The 19,155-nt window shown below is 62.1% G+C and carries 13 protein-coding genes; 6 read left to right on the top strand and 7 right to left on the bottom strand.

What is annotated here, in order from left to right; translation table 11 throughout:
* Window positions 1-23 precede the first annotated feature (23 nt).
* Window positions 24-407: a VOC family protein gene (locus VGO04_RS22395; RefSeq protein WP_327498152.1), complete on the bottom strand. Its 384-nt coding sequence runs from the start codon at window positions 405-407 to the stop codon at window positions 24-26.
* A gap of 64 nt (window positions 408-471) precedes the next feature.
* Window positions 472-1,443, bottom strand: coding sequence for an aldo/keto reductase (locus VGO04_RS22390; RefSeq protein ID WP_327498151.1), 972 nt, complete (start codon window positions 1,441-1,443; stop codon window positions 472-474).
* Window positions 1,444-1,584: 141 nt separating this feature from the next.
* Here VGO04_RS22390 and VGO04_RS22385 point away from each other — a divergent pair, with 141 nt between their 5' ends.
* Window positions 1,585-1,788 carry a hypothetical protein gene (locus VGO04_RS22385; protein ID WP_327498150.1) on the top strand — a complete coding sequence of 68 codons (204 nt, stop codon included), beginning with the start codon at window positions 1,585-1,587 and terminating at the stop codon, window positions 1,786-1,788.
* A 135-nt stretch (window positions 1,789-1,923) separates the two neighbouring features.
* Here VGO04_RS22385 and VGO04_RS22380 read toward each other — a convergent pair whose 3' ends face one another.
* The 4 genes from VGO04_RS22380 to VGO04_RS22365 all read right to left on the bottom strand — a co-directional run bounded on the left by VGO04_RS22380 (window position 1,924) and on the right by VGO04_RS22365 (window position 9,745).
* Complete coding sequence (locus VGO04_RS22380) at window positions 1,924-3,264, bottom strand: HlyD family type I secretion periplasmic adaptor subunit (RefSeq protein ID WP_327498149.1); 1,341 nt, start codon at window positions 3,262-3,264, stop codon at window positions 1,924-1,926.
* A gap of 6 nt (window positions 3,265-3,270) precedes the next feature.
* Window positions 3,271-5,442, bottom strand: a complete 2,172-nt coding sequence (locus VGO04_RS22375; RefSeq protein WP_414650588.1) for a type I secretion system permease/ATPase — start codon at window positions 5,440-5,442, stop codon at window positions 3,271-3,273.
* Window positions 5,443-5,826: 384 nt separating this feature from the next.
* The gene (locus VGO04_RS22370) at window positions 5,827-7,872 is read right to left on the bottom strand and encodes a type I secretion protein (RefSeq protein ID WP_327498147.1); all 2,046 of its coding nucleotides are present in this window, start codon (window positions 7,870-7,872) and stop codon (window positions 5,827-5,829) included.
* A 130-nt stretch (window positions 7,873-8,002) separates the two neighbouring features.
* Window positions 8,003-9,745 carry a hypothetical protein gene (locus tag VGO04_RS22365; RefSeq protein WP_327498146.1) on the bottom strand — a complete coding sequence of 581 codons (1,743 nt, stop codon included), beginning with the start codon at window positions 9,743-9,745 and terminating at the stop codon, window positions 8,003-8,005.
* Between the two features lie 537 nt (window positions 9,746-10,282).
* Here VGO04_RS22365 and VGO04_RS22360 point away from each other — a divergent pair.
* The 5 genes from VGO04_RS22360 to VGO04_RS22340 all read left to right on the top strand — a co-directional run bounded on the left by VGO04_RS22360 (window position 10,283) and on the right by VGO04_RS22340 (window position 17,401).
* Complete coding sequence (locus tag VGO04_RS22360) at window positions 10,283-10,765, top strand: hypothetical protein (RefSeq protein ID WP_327498145.1); 483 nt, start codon at window positions 10,283-10,285, stop codon at window positions 10,763-10,765.
* A gap of 98 nt (window positions 10,766-10,863) precedes the next feature.
* Window positions 10,864-11,817: a DUF817 domain-containing protein gene (locus VGO04_RS22355; protein WP_327498144.1), complete on the top strand. Its 954-nt coding sequence runs from the start codon at window positions 10,864-10,866 to the stop codon at window positions 11,815-11,817.
* Window positions 11,818-11,914: 97 nt separating this feature from the next.
* On the top strand, window positions 11,915-14,965 hold the full coding sequence (locus VGO04_RS22350) for an AsmA family protein (protein ID WP_327498143.1): 3,051 nt from the start codon (window positions 11,915-11,917) through the stop codon (window positions 14,963-14,965).
* 85 nt (window positions 14,966-15,050) lie between these two features.
* Window positions 15,051-16,316: an alkyl sulfatase dimerization domain-containing protein gene (locus VGO04_RS22345; RefSeq protein WP_327498142.1), complete on the top strand. Its 1,266-nt coding sequence runs from the start codon at window positions 15,051-15,053 to the stop codon at window positions 16,314-16,316.
* Window positions 16,317-16,492: 176 nt separating this feature from the next.
* On the top strand, window positions 16,493-17,401 hold the full coding sequence (locus VGO04_RS22340) for a hypothetical protein (protein ID WP_327498141.1): 909 nt from the start codon (window positions 16,493-16,495) through the stop codon (window positions 17,399-17,401).
* Window positions 17,402-17,498: 97 nt separating this feature from the next.
* Here VGO04_RS22340 and VGO04_RS22335 read toward each other — a convergent pair whose 3' ends face one another.
* Complete coding sequence (locus tag VGO04_RS22335) at window positions 17,499-19,133, bottom strand: DUF2235 domain-containing protein (RefSeq protein ID WP_327498140.1); 1,635 nt, start codon at window positions 19,131-19,133, stop codon at window positions 17,499-17,501.
* Between the last annotated feature and the right edge of the window lie 22 nt (window positions 19,134-19,155).

Raw genomic sequence — 19,155 nt, 5'->3', positions numbered from 1 at the left:
CGCTTCCGCCGGCGAGCGCAGGCTCATCCTTGCGCCGGCTGGAACAGTTCAACGAGATTTCCGGAGGGGTCGATCAACAGGATCTGTGCTCCTCCGGGGCCCCTGACAATGTCGTTGCGAAACCGGACGCCGGCGGCGCGCAGCCGCTCGACCTCAACCGGCAGATCGTCGACGATCAGATGTATCCGGTTCCAGCCGCCAGGTCGCGGTTTTTCCCCGTCGGGCATCGGTTGCCCGGCCGAGCTTGTCGGTCCGCTCAGCAGCAGCCGCAACGCTCCCCGTCGCACATCGGCGAAGGCCGGCGCAAAGTTTGACTGAACCGTGAAACCGAGATGGGTCGAGTACCAGGCAATCGCAGCCTCCACGTCATCGACCATATAACGAACGCTGACGAACGTATCCGGCATAAGTTTCCTCCGAACGTGCGAAATCCGATCAGGGCGCTGCGGTCGCGCCCCGCTGCGGGCCGGTTCAATCGCGATAGAAATTGCGCCGCCAGCGGTGAGCCCGCAGCTTCTCGCGTTGACCGTCCGGCAGTCCGCGGCCGTCGCCGATCGCGCAGTTGCGCTCAACGTTTCGCACGGAGCGCATGCCGGGAATGACCGTCGACACCGCGGGATGGCTGAGCACGAAGCGAAGCGCCGTCTCCGCCAGAGCGTCGGGCGCGATCTCAAGGTCTTCGACGATCTTCTCTGTCCGGTCCTCGACCTCGCGCTTGCGCTCGCCACGAAAGTAGGTTTCGCGGAAGTCGCCGTCGGGAAAAACGGTGTCGGCACGGATCTGGCCGGTGAGGCCGCCTTCATCGAGCGCCACGCGAACGATGACGCCGACGCCGTGCTTCAGGCAAGCCGGCAGCAGCTTTTCTTCCGGCGCCTGCTCGAAGACGTTATAGATCACCTGGACGCTATCGACCACGCCGGTCTCGATCAGCCTCAGTGCGTTGTCCGGCTCGTAGTCGTTGATCGACACCCCAAAGAAGCGGATCTTGCCGTCACGCTTCAGCCGCTCGACCGCCTCCAGCCAGTCGCCGCGGCCGACCCATTCGTCCGACCAGACATGGAACTGCTGCACGTCGATCGTCTCGACACCGAGGTTGCGCAGGCTCGTCTCCGTGCAGGCAATCACGTGATCGGCCGGAAAGGCATGTTCGGCCGGCGTGCCGGCATGGGCGGGCCACTGCAAGTTCTTCGGCGGGATCTTGGTCGCGACGTAGATCCTCTTCGACCGCTCGCGGAGCAAACCGCCGATCAGTCTTTCGCTGTGCCCCTGCCCGTAGCCAAGCGCCGTATCGATGAAGTTCAGGCCGAGATCGACGGCGCGGTTGAGTGCGCGGGTGGATTCGTCGTCGCTCGCGCCTTGCCAGTGGCTCTTGCCGATGCCCCAGGCACCATAGCCGATTTCCGAGATGCGAAGGCCGGTCCGGCCAAAGGGTCTGTGGTGCATGACGTGCCTGCTGACGTTCGGGGAAGGGCGATGCCGATTAACTAGCGTTCGACAAGGCACCGTCAACCGTCGGCAGTTCGGCGGATCACACGTGCATTGTGCGCCGGCATCCGACGCATTCGGATAGGTGGGACTGTGGCGATGATCGAAAAACAAAAGAGCCCGCCGCGGGAGGAGGTGCGGCAGGCTCTTCAAAAAATCGATCAGCAGCCTGGGAGGAGGAGTGGCGCTGATCTTGTGAACGATCATGGGAGGAGGAAGATCGTTCACCGTATCGAAGCTCTGCGGGAGGAGGTGCATCACTTCGATGACTATGAATATACAGCAGCCTTGCTCAATTTGTAGGCGGAATTTCCGCAGGCCAGCTATGCGCTATGCGCGTAGCGCATTCCGAGCTCAGGTCCCCCGGATCTCCGGCACGGCGGGAACAGTCGCGGGAATGGAGGCCGTAACCCGATGAAGGCCGTGACCCTGATCCGCTCAGTTCTCCATGAAGGCGCGCGCCATGCTGTCGCGGATCGGCTTGGTGAGATAGTCGATGAAGGTCCGCTCCGCTGTCTGGATCAGGATTTCGGCGGGCATGCCCGGGGTCACGACAAGACCGTGAACCCTCGCCAGCTCACTGGCGGTCAGGCTGACGCGGGCCAGGTACACCTCGCGCGTGCCTTCCTGCGTCTGCACCGGCAGGGCGTCGGCTGAAACGTAGAAGACCTGACCGTTGAGTACGGGAGTGGTGCGCTGGTTGAGGGCCGTCATCCTGACCGTTGCCTTCTCGCCGACGCGGATATTGTCGACGTCGGTCCGCAGGACCTGGGCTTCGATGATGAGCGGGACATCGGCCGGCAGGATTTCCATGATCGGCTTGCCGCTTTCGATGACGCCGCCGGAGGTGTGGAAATGCATGCGGATGACCGTGCCCGTGACCGGTGCATTGATCGTGGCGCGACGCAGGACGTTGGTCGCCCCGCGCAGCTGTTCGCGCACCGTGTCGAGTTCCGCTTCGGCCTTCTGCAATTCGTCGAGTGCGGCCTCGCGATAGCTCTCTTCGGTCTGGTTGACCTGTTGCTGCTGCTTGAGGATCTGCGCACCGGTCTCCGAGACCTCGGACATCAACCGACCGATCTGCCCTTCGGCATCGGCAATCGCCCGCTGGATCGTTTTGATCTCTGTCTTGCGGATCAGGTCCTTGGCAAGCAGCGTCTTCTTGCCGATGTATTCTTCCTCAAGCAGCACACGCTGCTCGCGGACCGACTTCAGCTGTTCCTGAAAACCCTGCGAGCGGAACTCCAGGCTCTCGATATTGCGCTTCAGCAGACCGATGTCGCTGTCGAGTTTGCTTCTCCAGGTCTTGAAGTTGAGCTCTTGGCTCTGGACGATCGGCGCGATTTCCGGGTCGTCCTTGAGGTGATCGCTCAGGACCGCCGGCAAGGCGAGTTCCGTCAGACCGTTGGCCTGGGCGTTGAGCCGGGCGACGATCGCCTCAAGTCGCGCGCGCCGTAAGAAGAACTGACGTTCGTTGGCAAGGGCCGCCGTTTCGTCCAGGCGGATCAGCGGCTGCTCGGCCGTGACGTGATCGCCCTCGTTGACCAGGATCTCCTTGATGATCCCGCCTTCGAAATGCTGGACCACCTTGTTCTGCCCGGTTGCCACGAAGCTGCCCTGGGCGATGACCGCTGCGGCGAGCGGTGCGGTAAACGCCCAGAAGCCGAAGCCCCCGAATGTGACCGCGATCAACGCAAGGCCAATCGCCGTGTGCTGCCAGATCGAGCGCGGAACTTCCGCGTACCATGTCAGGTCCTGTACTTTTGCCGTGTCTGCCATGATCGCCTACGGAAGCTGGGTTTGGTCGAGCGGGTTGCCTTCGGTGTTCACCCCACGGGCTGCGAGCGCCTTAAGGACGTCCTGCCGTTGGCCGAAGAGGGCGACGGTGCCGTTTACGAGCAGCAGCACCTTGTCGACGCTGTTGAGGAGAGCGGGTCGCTGGGTGATGGTCACGACGGTGATCTTTTCACGCTTCGCGTGGCTCAGCGCCCGTGTGAGTGCCGCCTCCCCGGCGGTATCGAGATTGGAGTTGGGTTCGTCCAGCACCACCATGCGCGGATTGCCGAAGAAGGCGCGGGCAAGTGCTACGCGCTGCTTCTGACCGCCCGACAGCGGCGAGCCGTCGGCCGCCACCACCGTCTCGTATCCGTGCGGCAGCAGGGCGATCATGTCGTGCACGTCGGCAAGCTTGGCAGCGGCGTAGATATCGGCGTCCGTTGCATCCTCGCGCATGCGGGCGATGTTGGCCTTGATCGTTCCCGGGAACAGCTGCACGTCCTGCGGCAAGTAGCCGATGCTTTCGCCGAACTGGCGCTGGTCCCAGTTCCTCAAGTCCATGAGATCCAATCGGACGTTGCCCGAGGTCGGCAGGATCGAGCCGACCAGCATCTTGCCGAGCGTCGTCTTTCCGGCGCCGGAACTGCCGATCACCGCAAGCGAATCGCCGGGCTCAAGCGCGAAGGTGATGCCATTGAGCACCACGCGCTTGGTGCCCTGCGGCACGAACAGCAGCCGCTCGACATCAAGCCGCCCCTCGGGACGCGGCAGTTTCAACCGCTCGAAATTGAGAGGCGACGTCTGAAGCAGCGCGGTAATGCGCCCATAGGCGGCGCGCGCCTGGATGACCTGGTGCCAGCCTTCGATCGCCGCTTCGATCGGGCCGAGCGCCCGGCCGGCGATGATCGAGGCGGCAATCACCATGCCGCCCGACAGGTGGCCATGAAGAGCGAGATTGGCGCCCCAGCCGAGCATGGTCACCTGGGTGAGCAGCCGCACAGCCTTGGAAAGTGACGCAAAGGCGATGTTGCGGTCCTGCGCCAACACCTGGGCCTTGAGCGAGCCCGCCATATCCTTGCCCCAGATGTGCACCGCCTCCGGGATCATCGCTAGCGCGTTGATGATCTGCGAGTTGCGCGACATCGAATCGAGATGAAGGTTGGCCTTGGTCTGATAGTTGGTCGCCTCACCGAAGCCCGCAGCCGTTGCGCGCTGGTTCAGGAGCGTGACGATCAGAAGGAGAACGGCCGACGTAACGACGATGGCGCCAAGGTGCGGATGAATGAGGAACACCGCCAGAAGGAACAATGGTGCGATCGGCGCATCCAGGAAGGATAGCAGCGTTCCCGACACCAGAAACGACCGAAGCTGCTGCAGATCGCCAAGCGTCTGGTACTCGCGCCCGTTGCTGTGGAGGGACGCCCTGGCCGCGGCACTCAGGATCGGCGCGCCGAGTTGCGCGGCGACCTCGACTGCCGTGCGCATCAGGATCATGCGGCGAATACCGTCGAAAACGGTCTGCAGCACCACCGCGCCGACGATCAGTATCGTCAGCATCATCAAGGTGTCGAGCGAGCGACTGGTCAGCACGCGATCCGATATCTGGAACAGATAGACCGGGATCGCGAGCACGAGCACATTGGTGGCAATGGTGAACACCATGACGATCATCAGGTTCTGCCGGATCGCCTTCACACCGGCCCTGAGGCTCGCCGAGAAATCGACCGGCCCGAGCCGCTTGTGGAAGACGCCTCCACTGCCACTGCCTCCGCCTCCACCGCCATTCCCGCTTGAGGAACCGCCACCCTTGCCCGGCGATCGATCATCCACCTTGACCGGCCCGCGGTCGCCGTCGATCACCACCATGCCCGACGGCGCGCTCCGATCCTTCATTTCGGCCGTTGGCCAGACGATCGGCTTTTCCACGCGCAGTTCCGGCTTTCGCTCGTCGAGCGCCGGGCGGCGCTCGACCGGCGCCTCTTCGCGCGGCATGGGTCTTGGCTCCGCCCTGGGCGCGGCCTCGGTTTTCGGAGGCCAGGGCCGATGAACAAACCCGCTTCCGTGAGGGTTGCCCGCCGGCACTTGGCCCGTCTGCGTTGGGCCCGCCTGCGTTGGGTTCGCCTGCGCTGGGTTCGCCTGCGCAGGGATCGGCTGCGTTGGGATCGGCTGGACGGGGCTCATCCGCACCGGGCCAACGGCTGCAGCCGGCGCGACATTTGCCGGCACGATGGTTGCCACCGGGCCGTTCTGCGGTGTTGCCCTTGCTGCGGTGCCCGGTGTGGGAAGGGACGGAGCGGGTGAACTGGTCCAGGTTTCCTTGGCGTCGGCTGCCGCCGCTCTTCTTATTTGATCTGCCACCCCGTCAATCTCCTTAACAGCGCGATCCAGGACTTGTCCCTGGTGATCAAGTTTGCGGAGGAACTGCCGTCGCGCGGCATCCGCATCGGTTATTTCCGTTTGGCTACCGTCTTCGCCGGCGCGTGGAATGCCGGCATCGCGCACCTCGGTGGGCGCTTGCCAAGACGGTCTGTTGCGGTCGGTCATGGATATCCTCCCGCGCCCCGATCAGGCGACCATGCTGTGCATGGGATCGGCGCTGGCCGTATCGATGGTGTGCATTCCCGGATTGGGCGAGATTTGGTCCTGTTGCTGATGACCGAAATCAGGGGTCAGCATGTCGTCGCCGAGGAAGACGACGGCTTCACTGACCAATGCATCCGGGTTCTGGCCTCCGAGATAGGGATCGTTCTTGATCAGTTCGGCCTGAATGAGGACTTCGTCCGAATAGGCGCCGCCGCCCGCGTAAATCGTCTTGCCGGTATCGACGTCAACGATCCCTGCATAATTGAGCAGGGCATTCGAGCCCGTCGAAATCGTCCAATCGGCGTCCGGGCGCGCGGTCAAGGCGTTCATCGCCAGGGTCACCTGGTCGCTGTCCCCCAGAATGTTCGTCTGCTGAATGTAGTTGAGGCTGATGAGATCGCCGGAAATGTAAAGCACCCTTATGCCGAGAAGCCCGGCAAAGGCGGGATCATGCAGAAAGTCTGAGGGCGAAGGCGTCTTGCCTTGCGAGAGATCCTGCAGCGCAGACAGGTAGCCATCCGACATCGGATTGACGGTGCCTTTGGCACCGGCTTCAACAATGCCGGCATAGTTCCAGAGCAAGTTTGCGCCGGTCGAGACCGAGCCCGCGCCGTTCGTGTGGAACCCACCGACAGCCCCGATCAGATCGTTGTCGAGCAGGATGTTCGTCTGCTGGATGATGTTGGCGTCGAAAACCCCGCCACCGACAAATATCAGATCGTAGCGATAGCCCAACTCCAGCAGCGATACCTGGTTGGCGACCGTGTTGTCGCCAGCAACGATCGACAGCTTGGAGCCGGACGCGGATAGGATTGCCGTGTCCTGGTCCGACATGAAGGTAAACTGCTGCAGCCAGTTCACCATCATCAGGTCGCCCTTGACCTCGGTGATCGCCCAAGCCTTGGGGAAAATTCCGCTGTCGGCCTGCGTCGTTTCCGCTGATGCCGGTTCGACATGCTTGAACATCGCGATGTTGAACGCCTGGGTCGCACTTTGCTCCACGTTGCCGCCGCCAAGCGCCGACGTGACCAGGTCGCTGTCGTAATAGGCGTTGGTCTGGATGATCGCATTGAGCTCGACGTGATCGCCGGCAACAGCAAGCACCTCCGCCTGCAGCCAGTTGCTGGTGACGACGGCCGAATTGACCAGTGTGTTGCTGCCGGTATCGAGATCGACGGAGACATCGATCGTGACCGCGCCCTCGCCGTGCGCCACGCCGCCGCTCACGTCTTTCGCATCGTTCGACGGCTTTGGCCCGGCGGGTGTATCGGAGGTTTCGTCCTGGTTTGGCAAATGGTCCTTGAGAACGGGCGCTTCCGCGACAATCACGCCATTCACATAGATGCCCTCGAGCGCATCCGCCTTGGCGACGAAACTTTTGACGGAAAGCCCACCTTGCTCGGCCTCGCCACTGGCAGAGTAGGCGTCGAACCTTTCGGCCGCGGTGGTCACCAGGGTTGCAATCGCGTCGCTGGAGCCGGCGATGTCCGTGTCGCGCAGCAGCGACGTCTCCTGCGCGGCGTCGATGAGTTCGGCCATGGTGGCGCTGTTGTCGATGTGCAGGCTGGACTTCAGGCCATGCCCGCCGACATCGATAAAATCATTGTCGGAGAGTTCCGCGGTCTGGGTGCTGTAAACCACGACCGAGCCGGGGGGATTGATCTGCGGCGAGCCGGGATGAACGGCCGTTGCGACCGACCCGCCCTGCAGGGCGGATTCCGTAACGTCGCGGCCCAGGAAGCCGCCGTGAATGGGATATTCCGGGAAGGCTACGCCGGCATATCCGCTCGGCGTCGGCATGTAGATATCTGGCGCGAGCGGCTTGTAGGGAACGTCCGGGTTGAAGTCATCGAGGTCGTAGGGCGCTTGTATCTTGACCGGCGCTGAAACGAGCTCTTTCGGGTCCTTGTGAACTTCGCGGTCCGGATCGAATTTCTCGTGGACCTCGCGCAGTCGCGCCTCTTCGGTGGTGAGTTCAAAAAGACCGATAAAATGGGCAATGGCCTCGGAGATCTTTGCGGAATACAAGGTCAGGCCCTCCTCTGGTAGTCGGCAGACCCCGTTGACACAGCGGGTCTTGCCGAACTGCGCGGGGGGCTCCCCGCGCAGTCCTTCTCAAGCCGATTCCGCGACATGCGTATCGACATCGCCTGATCGATCAGGTGTTGTCGTCGTCGCCGACGGCAGTGGTCGTGTAATCACCACCGACGACTGTCATGTCGATCGTGTTGCCCTGGAGGTTCGCACCGAGCACGATCTGCTGGTTGAAGGCATTGGTATCGATGACGGCATCTGCCGAGGCCGAGGAGAGCCCCTCAACGAAGCTGTCATCACCATTGTACGAGCCCCACATGCCGGCGCTGCCACCTGCGCCGCCATCGCCATTCGTCGCAAAGCCACCGGCACCGCCGGCACCGCCGTCGCCGCCAAAGGCGTGACCGCCATAGGCATCGCCACCGTCGCCACCTGCGGCCCACGAACCCGTCAGCGCGGAGCCGCCGAGGCCATGACCACCTGTCGCTGCACCGCCGGTACCGTCGCCGCCGGTTGCGTCACCGCTGAAGCCGCCGCCTGCAAGGGCATCGCCGCCGGAGCCACCGGCGCCGCCGATACCTGCACCGGCACCAAAGCCAGCACCTGCACCGAGACCGGCACCAAAGCCATCGCCGCCGTCGCCGGCATCGCCGGCGTCACCGCCGTTGGCATCACCCGTATCACCGACTGCAACGCTGTTGCCGCCGTTGCTGTCGCCACCGTCGCCACCAAAGTTCAGAATGGGCAGGACGAACCCGCCGGCATCGCCACCGTCGCCCGCGTCCGAAGCGCCAGCCGGGCCGCTTGTAACGTCGCCGGTTCCGCCGCCGTTGCCGGCGCCGTTGCTGCCGCCGTCACCACCGGCTGCCGCGCCGACACCAAGGCCGACACCGAGACCGAGGCCAACACCGAGACCCGCACCGCCGGCAGCACCGGAACCAGCCGTCGCTGTACCGCCATTGCCGTCGCCGCTGGAGCCGTCACCGCCAACACCGACGGAAGCGGCAATACCGCCAAGCCCGGCACCGCCGGTCGCATCGGCATTGTTGTCGGCGTCGCCGCCGTCGCCGTCACCGGCACCGGCAAAGCCGCCAACCGTATGACCGCCATCGCCGCCGTCGCCACCGTTGGCGTAGGCCTTGCTTCCGCCTTCACCACCGTCTGCGCCAGCGCGAATGCCGTCGCCCGAGTGTGCGTCCCCGGCATTGGCGTCACCGTTCTGGTTGAGCGTGCCGCTGTTGTTGATGTTCGACGCGCTGTCGTCATCCGACATGATGGCGTTCTGGCTGAAGACGTTGGCAACGTTGCTGTTGCCATTCATCGAGCCGTTCAGGATGTCCTTGAAGCTCGTGTTCGCCATGCCGTGGATCGACGAATGGTCGATATCGGCAAAGTCGTCGTCCGACGGCTTGTAGCCGCTCAGGTCGAGATCAACGTCCACATCGACCGTGGTCTTGCTGTCCACGTCCACATGGGTGCTGTTTTCGTTGAGGTTGGCATTCAGGTTGGCGTTGCCGTTACCGTTCAGGTTGGCGTTGCCATTGCCGTTCAGGTTGGCGTTGCCGTTGCCGTTCAGGTTGCCGTTGCCGTTGGCATTACCGTTGGCATTGCCGTTGCCGTTCAGATTGCCGTTGCCGTTCAGGTTGCCATTATAGGATTCGCTGTACTGCGACTGGCCCTGATCCTGGCCTTGGCCCTGATCCTGTCCCTGGCCTTGGTCTTGACCCTGGCCTTGTCCTTGACCCTGAAGCTGGCCCTGAAGCTCTGCCTGCAATTGTCCTTGACCCTGGCCCTGACCTTGGTCCTGGTCTTGATCTTGAGACTGGCTGTCATCCCATGGCCACAGGATGTTCTTGTCCTTACTCATGACGATAACCTCAAGTTGAGGCCGCGACAGCCGAACCGCATTCTTCTCATACGCGGATTTGGGCCATGCGCGGGCTACATGTTGGACTTAATGAACTTCGTGAAAAGTGGTTTCCTCCGGGCGCCTAGTCGCCCACATGCCGATATCTTCGATCGTTTTTTTGCCTCTCCCCTTACTTGGTCGAGAGGACCGGAACAGGTACCCAACTGGGCATTTCCATTCGATGCAGTGCTCGCCCTTAGGGGCCTGTTTGCGTCCTGCTCGCCGGTTGCAGAGTAAAGTCTGTCTAAAACCGGCACGCATTGTAAGTTGTCAGTTCGGGCTAACCTTCGCGGGCTAGCGATGGGGCACGGAAATCTTCACCCGTGGGTTAGGCAAAATGTGGCTATCAACCTCCGGCTGGACGGGAGCCGGCAGGGGTAAAAACGCTGCGGTCCAAGGCCCGTCGGTCCATCGTCAGAACAAATTTACTGGACGCAGGAATGCGCTATTCTGGCAAACAGCGGTTTGGCGATTGGCAAGCGTTGGCAGGGGCCTATGGCGAGATTTCACGAGATTCTACTGTTGATCGGGCAACTCAATTATACGTGGACCAACACGGAGAGCTTGCTGATCTACCTCATCGCCGGCCTCGCCCGCGTGGACAAGGAGACGGCGATCGTCATCTTCCTGACGCTCAACACGACACGAGCCCGCATCGAACTCGTCGAACGGCTGACCAAGATGGGCAAGACGCCCCCCGCCCAGCGGCAGGAAATACTCGCGATCACCCAGCAGCTCGGCCGGCAGGCAAAACTTCGAAACAAGTACAGCCACTGCATCTATTCCTTCGACGAGAACGGAGACCAGGCAAGCACGCAGCTGATGGCGATCTTCGACAGCAAGGACACGATCAAGTACGGCAAGATCGAGCAGATCAACGACGCGGAGATCGCAAGGATCAACGAAGTCATCGAGCAACTGCAGGACGTTAACCGGGATATCTGGGCGATCGTCGACCGCTACGGCTTCCCGCGCTGACATTGACCAGCTCGCCGCACGCTGCGGTTTACGTGGTTCATAATTCAACCGCATTGTCCGGCCATCGCATCACGAACGGTGAAGCGGAGGCGGGGTTCATGGTTCAAGTGTCCGAGGAACGGCGCTTCACAAGTCGCGAAGCGCTGATCGACGCGGCTGTGCACCGTCTGCTTGATCGGCTCCCTGCGACGGGCTTGCTTGGCGGCCTGACCGAGTTTCTGGTCTTCGGGATCAAGCAGGCATTTGCCTGCCTGTTCGGCGGCGCCATGCTGGCGCTCATCCTCGCGACGCGACTGTGGTGGCCTGAAGATATCGGCCTTGCCCGCTATGATTTTCTTTTCCTGAGCGCCGTCGCCATCCAGCTCTCGCTCCTCGTCTTCAAGCTTGAAACGATTGCCGAAGCCAAGGTGATCCTGATCTTCCATGTCGTCGGCACCATCATGGAAGTGTTCAAGACGGCTGCGGGCTCCTGGGTCTATCCGGAACCGAGCCTGTTGCGCATTGGCGACGTTCCCTTGTTCTCCGGCTTCATGTATGCCGCCGTCGGCTCCTATCTCGCGCGTGTGACCCGCATCCTCGACATGCGCTACACCGGCTATCCGCCGCTTGCAGCGACATTGCTCCTGGCCTTCGCCATCTACGTCAATTTCTTCTCACACCATTTCATCATCGACCTGCGCTACGTCTTGTTCGCAGTGACCGCATTCCTGTTTCTGAAAACGACGGTGCATTATCGCGTCTTCCGGTTTCGCCACCGCATGCCGCTGCTCCTTGGTTTTCTGCTGGTCGCGCTGTTCATCTGGTTTGCCGAAAACATCGGCACCTGGTCGCGCGCCTGGATCTATCCCTCCCAGCACAATGGCTGGTCGCCGGTTTCGCTGCAGAAGCTCGGCGCGTGGTATCTCCTGATGATCCTCTCGTTCGTCCTGGTCACCCTGGTGCACCGCCCGAGAAGCCTGCCCACCAAGGCAGGAGATCCGTCGGCGGACGCCGCTCCAACGCCAGGCGGCATTCTGACGACAGCGCCGGAAGTCGACGGCAGCGCCGCTTGAGCGGCCGAAGCGGCGCGCAGAACGCCCGGCAAGAGTTGCAAATCGGTCCGCCCTGGAAAACGATACCGAATCAGTAGCCCTTGCAACGGAGAGACACATGCGGCGTTTCTTTCTTTGCCTGCTCGCGTTCGGCGTCCTTGTCGCTGTTTCCCTGGTTATCCTGCCGAGCTTCGTTTCGAGTGACTGGATGCGGGCGGAACTGGCGCGGCAACTCTCGAGTTCGACCGGCAGTGCGATCGCGCTCAACGGCCCGGTCAGGCTCTCCGTCGTTCCCCACCTCGCCGTTGTGGCAGAAAACGTCTCGCTCGACGCCGAAGGCGTGACGGCCGAGATTGGCGAGGTCGCGGGTTCCGTCACGTTCGCGTCGCTCTGGTCGGACCGTTTGCATGTGCGCGAGGTGAGGCTCACCCGCCCGGTCGTGACACTCCGCCAGAAGACGGATGCGGCAGCGGGCGCCCCGGCAGAAGCACAGGGCACGGGCGAAAATCAGACGACAGCAAGCGACCCGCTTGCAGCGCTCGTCGCCTTTCTCGAGCGAAGCGCAATCGATCAGGTCTCGATCACCGAGGGGACGCTCAGGCAGGAGGATAGTGCCGGCACGGCACAGGTCCTGAGCGGCCTCGATCTGGAACTGGCCGTCCCCGATATCGACGGCGAATTGTCGCTTTCGGCCGCAGCTGGCGTCGAAGGTCAGCGCCACGAACTGACACTGGCCGTTTCGCCGCTGCGCCCGCTGCTTGAACGCAAGCCGGCCGACCTTCATGTCTCCGTGAAATCCGACCCGGCGCTGGCGCCCGGCCTTGATGAGGTCAAGGCGAGCGGCCAGGTGGCGCTCAACGCCAATGGCAGCTACCAGATCCGCGGCGGCCAATTGCACCTCGGAGACGAGACGCTCGGCCTCGACGCGCTGTACATACCGGGCACCCGCCCGCGGTTTCTTGCCGACCTGAGCGCGGAGCGATTGGATTTCAGCGCATTCGTCGCAGGCGATCGTTCGTCCGGATCGCAACCGGCGGGCCAATCCGGAAAATCCGAAGAACCAGCTGCGGCAGGCTTGCAGGCGCTTGCCGGCTTCGACGCCGATATCAGCGTCAACGTGGGCACGGTCACCGCTGGTGCGATGTCCGCCTCGGACGTCGCACTATCGGCCACCCTCAAGGACGGGCTGCTGACAGGCAAGCTCGAGCGTCTCGGTATCGATGCGGGCAGCGTTGCGGCCGACATCACGGCCGACCTGCGCAAGAATGAACCGACGTTCAAGGGTCGCGTTGTCAGCAACGGTCTGGACATCACCAAGCTCGCTATCCTCGCCGGCCAGTCCGTGCCCTTGTCGGGGACCTTGACGATGGACACCGGCTTTGCGTTTCGCGGGCTGGGCGCAGCTTCGTTGCGCAAGACCCTCAACGTTGCCGGCGTCGCCAACCTGCAGAACGCCACCCTTGTCGCACCCGGCATCGCTGATCCGTCGATGGCTGAGGTAAAGACAAGGAAGCTCGCCATCACTTTCGATGGCCTCGACAAGCCCGTGCGCCTTGCAGGCAATCTTGCATGGCGCGGGAAATCGGCCGAAATCGATCTGCAGGTACCGGTCCGCAACCTGCTCGCAGCGGCCAACGACGGGGCGGGTGAGATACCCTTGACCTTCGGCCTGCGCATGAAGGAGGCGACGCTCGCGCTGAACGGCAAGGCGGCGCTTGCGGGTAGCTACACCGGAGATGCCAATTTTGCCGCCTCGGATTTGGGTGCGCTGCTTGCCTGGATCGGCCAGGGCGGCGCCGACAGCGTCAAGCAGTTCGCCTTTAACGGCGATCTGAACGCCGGCCCCGAAGGCATCGGGTTTCAGAAAGCCACCCTCTCCGTCAACGGCGTCGAGGGTAGCGGCAGCGGAGCCGTCCAACTCGGCGCGCCGTTGAAGATTTCGAGCGCCCTCCGCTTTAAGGAACTCGATCTGGCGCGGCTTGCCGGCGCACCAACGCCCGGCCCGCAGGCGAAGGCAAAGGCCGGCAAAGGCCCCGCGCCGGACGCGCCACTGGATCTGTCGTCGCTTCGCTCGATCGAGGCGTCCATCAAGCTGGATGCGGAGAAACTTGGATATGGCCGCGTCTTTGCAGGGCCGGTCACAACGACCTTGGCCGTTTCCGAAGGCGTGGCGAGCCTTGAGCTACCCGAAAGCCCGTTCTATGGCGGGACGGCGACGGCAAGCCTGCGTGCCGACGCATCCGGGTCCGAGCCGTCGATCGCCGTGAAGGCCGCCATATCCGGTGCCGCTTCCGCCCCGCTTCTGACCGACCTTGCCAATTTCAAGCATCTCGAAGGCGCACTTGAGGCGCAGTTCGACATCACTGGCGCCGGCGGCACGACGGGTGCGCTCAAGCGATCGCTTCAAGGCTCGGCCAACGTACGGTTTTCCGATGGTGCCATCCGCGGGATCGACGTCGCCGATGTCTACAACAACCTCATCGGCCTGATGTCCTCGGGCTTCAAACAGAACGACAACAAGGCGACGGGTTTCACCGAGCTTGGCGCCTCCTTCACGATAGAGAACGGTGTCGCGCGCACCGACGACATCAAGCTGATCGGTCCGCTCGTGCGCATGAGCGGCAGCGGTCAAGCAAACCTTCCGGACGATCAACTCAATTTCCGCCTTGACCCACGCCTGGTCGCATCGCTCGAAGGCCAGGGCGCTGATATCGCCACGGAAGGCATCGGCGTGCCCGTGATGATCGAGGGGTCCTTTGCCGCTCCGCGCATCTATCCCGATCTGTCAGGTCTTCTGAAAAACCCGGAGGCGGCACTCGCGACGCTGAAAAAGATCGGGTTGCCGACCGGCAAGTTGGGTCTCGACGAGTTGCTGTCGGGCGGAGGCAAAGGAGGAGCGATCCGCGACATCATCAGTGGTGCGATCGGCAAACAGCCACCGACCGAAGACAACGCACTTTCCATCGAGCAGGTCATCGGCGGCGCGACCCCTGACAACGGCGACGCGACGCCAGCGCCGCCGGCCGACGCGCAGGCGACGACATCCGGCGTCCCCGCAGAGCAGCCTTCGGCGGAAATCGCTCAGCCCGGCCAGCAGGAAGAACCGCAAGCCGAGCCGTCGAAACAGGATCGCGGCACTCTGGGAAAACTGTTCGATCTGCTTCAGTAGCAACGCCTGAGCGCACGATTTTCCGTCGCACTTCCAATCGCGCCTGGGCGTGTTAAACGTGTCGCCGGCTGCTTGAAGGATTGCCATGCAACACGATCTTCTGTTCGAACGCCTGTGGGACGGCAGCGCTCCAATGGAAGAGTGGACTGCTGCGGTTTCGCAAGGTGCAATCACGCATGTCAGCGACAACATCATCACCGTGCACACGACCTATTTCTGCGGCAGCGTGACGGCCATACGCACTGGCGAAGGGCTGGTTCTGATCGACACGGCCAAGCCGGACACGGCGAAGCGGACGCTCGACATCGTGCGGTCCTGGGACGACGCACCCATCCACACTGTGATCTTCACGCACGGCCATATCGACCACACCAGCGGCATCACCGCGATCGACCAGGAAGCGGATGCGAGAGGCCTGCCGCGCCCGCGCATCGTCGCACACCGCAATGTCACCCGGCGGATGGACCGCTACGAGGCGTCGCACGGTTTCAACAGCATCGTGCAGGGCCAGCAGTTCAACATGCCCGGCTACGTCTATCCGATCGGTCAACGGCGACCCGACCAGGTCTATGACAATACCCTTTCGCTTTCGATCGGCGGAGAGCGGATCGAGCTCTTCCACGGGCGCGGCGAAACGGACGACGCAACCTTCGTCTGGCTACCGGAGCAGCGTGTGCTGGCGAGCGGCGATTTCGTCATCTGGGTGTTCCCCAATGCCGGCAACCCGCGCAAAGTGCAGCGCTACGCGGCGGAATGGGCCCTGGCGCTGAGGCAGATGGAAGCACTTGCTCCGGCAATCCTCATCCCCGGCCATGGGCCGGTCGTCTTTGGCGAGGAACGGGCAACCCAGATGTTGCAGGATGGCGCTAGAGCTCTGGAGCACCTGGTTCGAGAGACGCTCGCGCTGATCAACAGCGGCGCCGGCCTCGACGAAGTCCTCCGTTCGGTAAAGGTGCCCGCCGCATATCTCGCCAAGCCCTATCTCGTTGCAAAATACGACGATCCGGAATTCCTGGTTCGCGCCATCTATCATTTCTACGCCGGCTGGTTCGATGGCAACCCGGCGCATCTCAAACCCGTGCCAGCCTCCGAGCTCGCGTCAGAATTGGCCGATCTCGCTGGCGGTGCGGCAAAGCTCGCCGAGCGGGCAGCGCTCCTGTCTGAGGCCGGTCAATCCCGTCTCGCGGTGCAGCTCGTCGAATTCGCCGCCGCCGCCGCGCCCGAAGACCAGGGCATTCAGGCCACGCGCGCAGCCGTCCTGCGCAAGTGCATCGAGGGCGAGAGCTCGCTGATGGGCAAGGCATTTCTTGCAGTCTTTGAGCGCGAGGCAGAGCAGCGGTCCAGGAGCTGACCGATCTCAGGCCGCATCGGGCACGCCGTCCGAATTGAGGGCGCAGGCTTTTTGCGGCACCGAGACCGGACGCCGTAAACATGCAATTCCAGAGAGATCAAAGCGCCAGTTTATACTTGCTCCATAGCTAAATTAGTCGCAATCTGTGCGGGAGTTGAAAGGGGCGAAATCCTTGGTTGCCGGATTCCGGGAGGAATGGGAACATGGGACACGTACTTCTTGCGCGGGAATACAAGCTTCTGCTCAAGCCGAGTGAATTTAAGGCAAATCCGACGCTGGTTTCCGCCAACGCGTTCTGGGCGTCGCGGATCGAGAGAATCGTATCGACAATCGACAACCATCCCGAATCCTTCAAGAAGGTGGTTCATAGGGCCATCCGCTTTTGGGACACCGCCGATTGCGTGCTGTCGCGGCACGACCTCATCCTGCGAACGCGGGAAGAGATGGATGAGAATTTCAATCCGACCGGCAAATTAGAGACAACCTTGAAGCTGCGCATGCCGGATCAGTTCGTGGTCGCTTCGACGTCCCTGGTGGACGACGGCAAAACCGACAAGAATATCGAGACGAAGTTCGAGGAAGACATCGGTCCGCTCGAGGTTGCAAGGTCAAAAGCGACCGAAGGCGCTCGCGTCGTTGTTCCCGTCAAGCGGTCAACCAGGAACCGGTTTTCCCTCTCGACGACCATAGAGGGCGACCCGAGCCAGCGCCCCGCAAGGCTCGCTGATGTCTTTGAGAAATTCCCGGGGGCGAAGGTATTGATCGGCGATGTCGCGACCAACGAAGACTTGATCAGTGGATCCGTCAGCCACGAATATGCATTCAAGAAAGCCGAGGCAAAATTTAGCGATAGCGTTGACGGCATTTTCGCGTTGAGCCTTTGGTGCTTCGACAAGCCTGACGCCAATCCAAGTGTCGCGGAACTCTCCTACACTTGCGAAACCGTGAACGGAAACATGCCGGGCAAGGCAGCCCGCCAAGCCTACGATCTGTTCATCAAACTCCAGAACCAACTCGCAGATATCGTTGACCCTGAAAACACCAGCAAGACGGCGCTGGCGCTGCCGAAAGGCTGCGCAAGCTAGATCATGTCATTGTTTCAACGACATGATCTAGCTCCTTGAAAGCACGCCGCGACAAGGCATGCTCGCGCGAGCAGAAGCCGCGCCTGTTTCGCGCGCACTATCGCCTCACCGTCAGCTTCACACTGCCACGGTTATTCTCGTAGGTTTGCCACGCGTCATTGGCGAAGGCATAGAGATAGCCGCTCTTGTTGGGCGTGAACGTTGTTCCGGCACCAATCTCGAAAACTTCGTGCGGTGCAAAGCTCAACTTGTCGTCCGCGCTGCCTTCCGGCAGCACTCCATTTGCCACCATGCCGATCAGTGCGAACCAAGGCGCGTCCCGCTCGCGCTTGGTGTACCAAAAATCGACCTGATGGTTGCCGGTCAGCTTGGTGAAAAGCAGTTCGCCCTTCTCCCAGACCGACGAAGCCATTTGAACGGCCTCGCCGAGGTGGAACTTCCCGTCATCGGATCCGCTCGCGGCACAGGTTATGCCGCTATCCATCCATTCGCCCTTCGCCGTGAACTTGTAGGCCTTGCCGGCTTCAAGAAAGATGCCGGAAAAATTCCATCGCTCCCGCGCAAACACGTCGATCGTCACCTCTTGCCCGTCGTCAATACGCTTGGTCTTCCAGTAGTCGCCCTGCGACAGGGGCGGGGTGTTGTGGCGGTCCTTTGCAGACCTGTGCAAAGCGATGCTGTCTTCCGAAAAGAGTGGCACGTCGCGCGGCCGCGTCTTCAGCGATTTGAACACCCCAGTGACAGAGTCGTGCAACTGGCCAAGAGGATCGGCCGCAAGCTGCTGCTCGATGTTCTCCCTGAAGTTGAGGTCGAGCGCCCGCGCTTCCTCGATCATCCAGCGCAGCGCTCCGTCTGAAAGGCCGCACCGGCCATAACCTCCGCCAACATCGCCGTGGACGCCGGGAAACCAGATCTGTTTGACGGTTGGGCGGTCCTCGACATTCGTCCAAAGTGTCGGCGCAAAGCTCTGCCGCGTCTCGTCGATCGCGATGGCGTGGCGTGCATTGGCGACGATCGGGCTGAGGTTCGTGTCGTGAAAGCTATGTTTGGCCGGGTCGTCAAGCAGATTGAGCAACGCCAGGTCGTCCGGGATGCCCAAGGCGCCGACCGTATCCCAGACGCCGACAAAGTGAATGGGAATGGAACCCTTGCTCTTGTCACCCACCTTCACGCCGTGGAACGGCATTTTCTTGCTGGCAATGGCGGGTTTGGTATCTTTTTCGGGCAGACGGTAGCTTCGAAACAGCGCCTCGATCGAACTCCAGATGGTCTTTTCGTCCATTTCTGCGGCCTTCAGCAGCCCACAGCGAGAAATCATGCCGCCCAAACTGCGCACCGTGTAGGCCCCGCGGCTGAAACCGATCAGCCAGATTTTCGCGCCTGGCTCGTAGTTGCGGGCAAGCCAGTTGTACCCGCTCATAATGTTCTTATCGAGCCCCTCCCCCATTCCGCCGCCGGCGACGCGGTCCCACAGTCCTCCGTCGGTTCCGACGCCTGTGTGGTAATAGGGTCTCTGTTCCTGGCCGTCCTTGTCCATGCTCGCCAGCGCGTTGCGGAATTTCACGACATTCGTCGGTGCCGGCAACCCGGCTTCGACCTGGTCTGGCGTGTTCCACGTTCCATCGCAGCATACGATAAGATGCATGTGTCCCTCCCCAATCCCGATGAGAAAATATGCCTGAAAACCGGCACCCTCAAAGAGGGTTTGCAATTTAGGCGCGATTGTCTTCAATTTTAAGATGTGCGATGAAGTA

This window comes from Ensifer sp. (genome assembly GCF_035999185.1).
Taxonomy (GTDB): domain Bacteria; phylum Pseudomonadota; class Alphaproteobacteria; order Rhizobiales; family Rhizobiaceae; genus Ensifer.
The sequence above is the reverse complement of the archived record's forward strand: the minus strand, read 5'-3'. Positions and strand labels throughout refer to the sequence as shown.

What these genes read in the sequence shown, in the direction of transcription:
- VGO04_RS22395 (WP_327498152.1), bottom strand. Translation starts at nt 407, where the DNA reads ATGCCGGATACGTTCGTCAGCGTTCGTTATATGGTCGATGACGTGGAG.
- VGO04_RS22390 (WP_327498151.1), bottom strand. Translation starts at nt 1,443, where the DNA reads ATGCACCACAGACCCTTTGGCCGGACCGGCCTTCGCATCTCGGAAATC.
- VGO04_RS22385 (WP_327498150.1), top strand. Translation starts at nt 1,585, where the DNA reads ATGATCGAAAAACAAAAGAGCCCGCCGCGGGAGGAGGTGCGGCAGGCT.
- VGO04_RS22380 (WP_327498149.1), bottom strand. Translation starts at nt 3,264, where the DNA reads ATGGCAGACACGGCAAAAGTACAGGACCTGACATGGTACGCGGAAGTT.
- VGO04_RS22375 (WP_414650588.1), bottom strand. Translation starts at nt 5,442, where the DNA reads ATGAGCCCCGTCCAGCCGATCCCAACGCAGCCGATCCCTGCGCAGGCG.
- VGO04_RS22365 (WP_327498146.1), bottom strand. Translation starts at nt 9,745, where the DNA reads ATGAGTAAGGACAAGAACATCCTGTGGCCATGGGATGACAGCCAGTCT.
- VGO04_RS22360 (WP_327498145.1), top strand. Translation starts at nt 10,283, where the DNA reads ATGGCGAGATTTCACGAGATTCTACTGTTGATCGGGCAACTCAATTAT.
- VGO04_RS22355 (WP_327498144.1), top strand. Translation starts at nt 10,864, where the DNA reads ATGGTTCAAGTGTCCGAGGAACGGCGCTTCACAAGTCGCGAAGCGCTG.
- VGO04_RS22350 (WP_327498143.1), top strand. Translation starts at nt 11,915, where the DNA reads ATGCGGCGTTTCTTTCTTTGCCTGCTCGCGTTCGGCGTCCTTGTCGCT.
- VGO04_RS22345 (WP_327498142.1), top strand. Translation starts at nt 15,051, where the DNA reads ATGCAACACGATCTTCTGTTCGAACGCCTGTGGGACGGCAGCGCTCCA.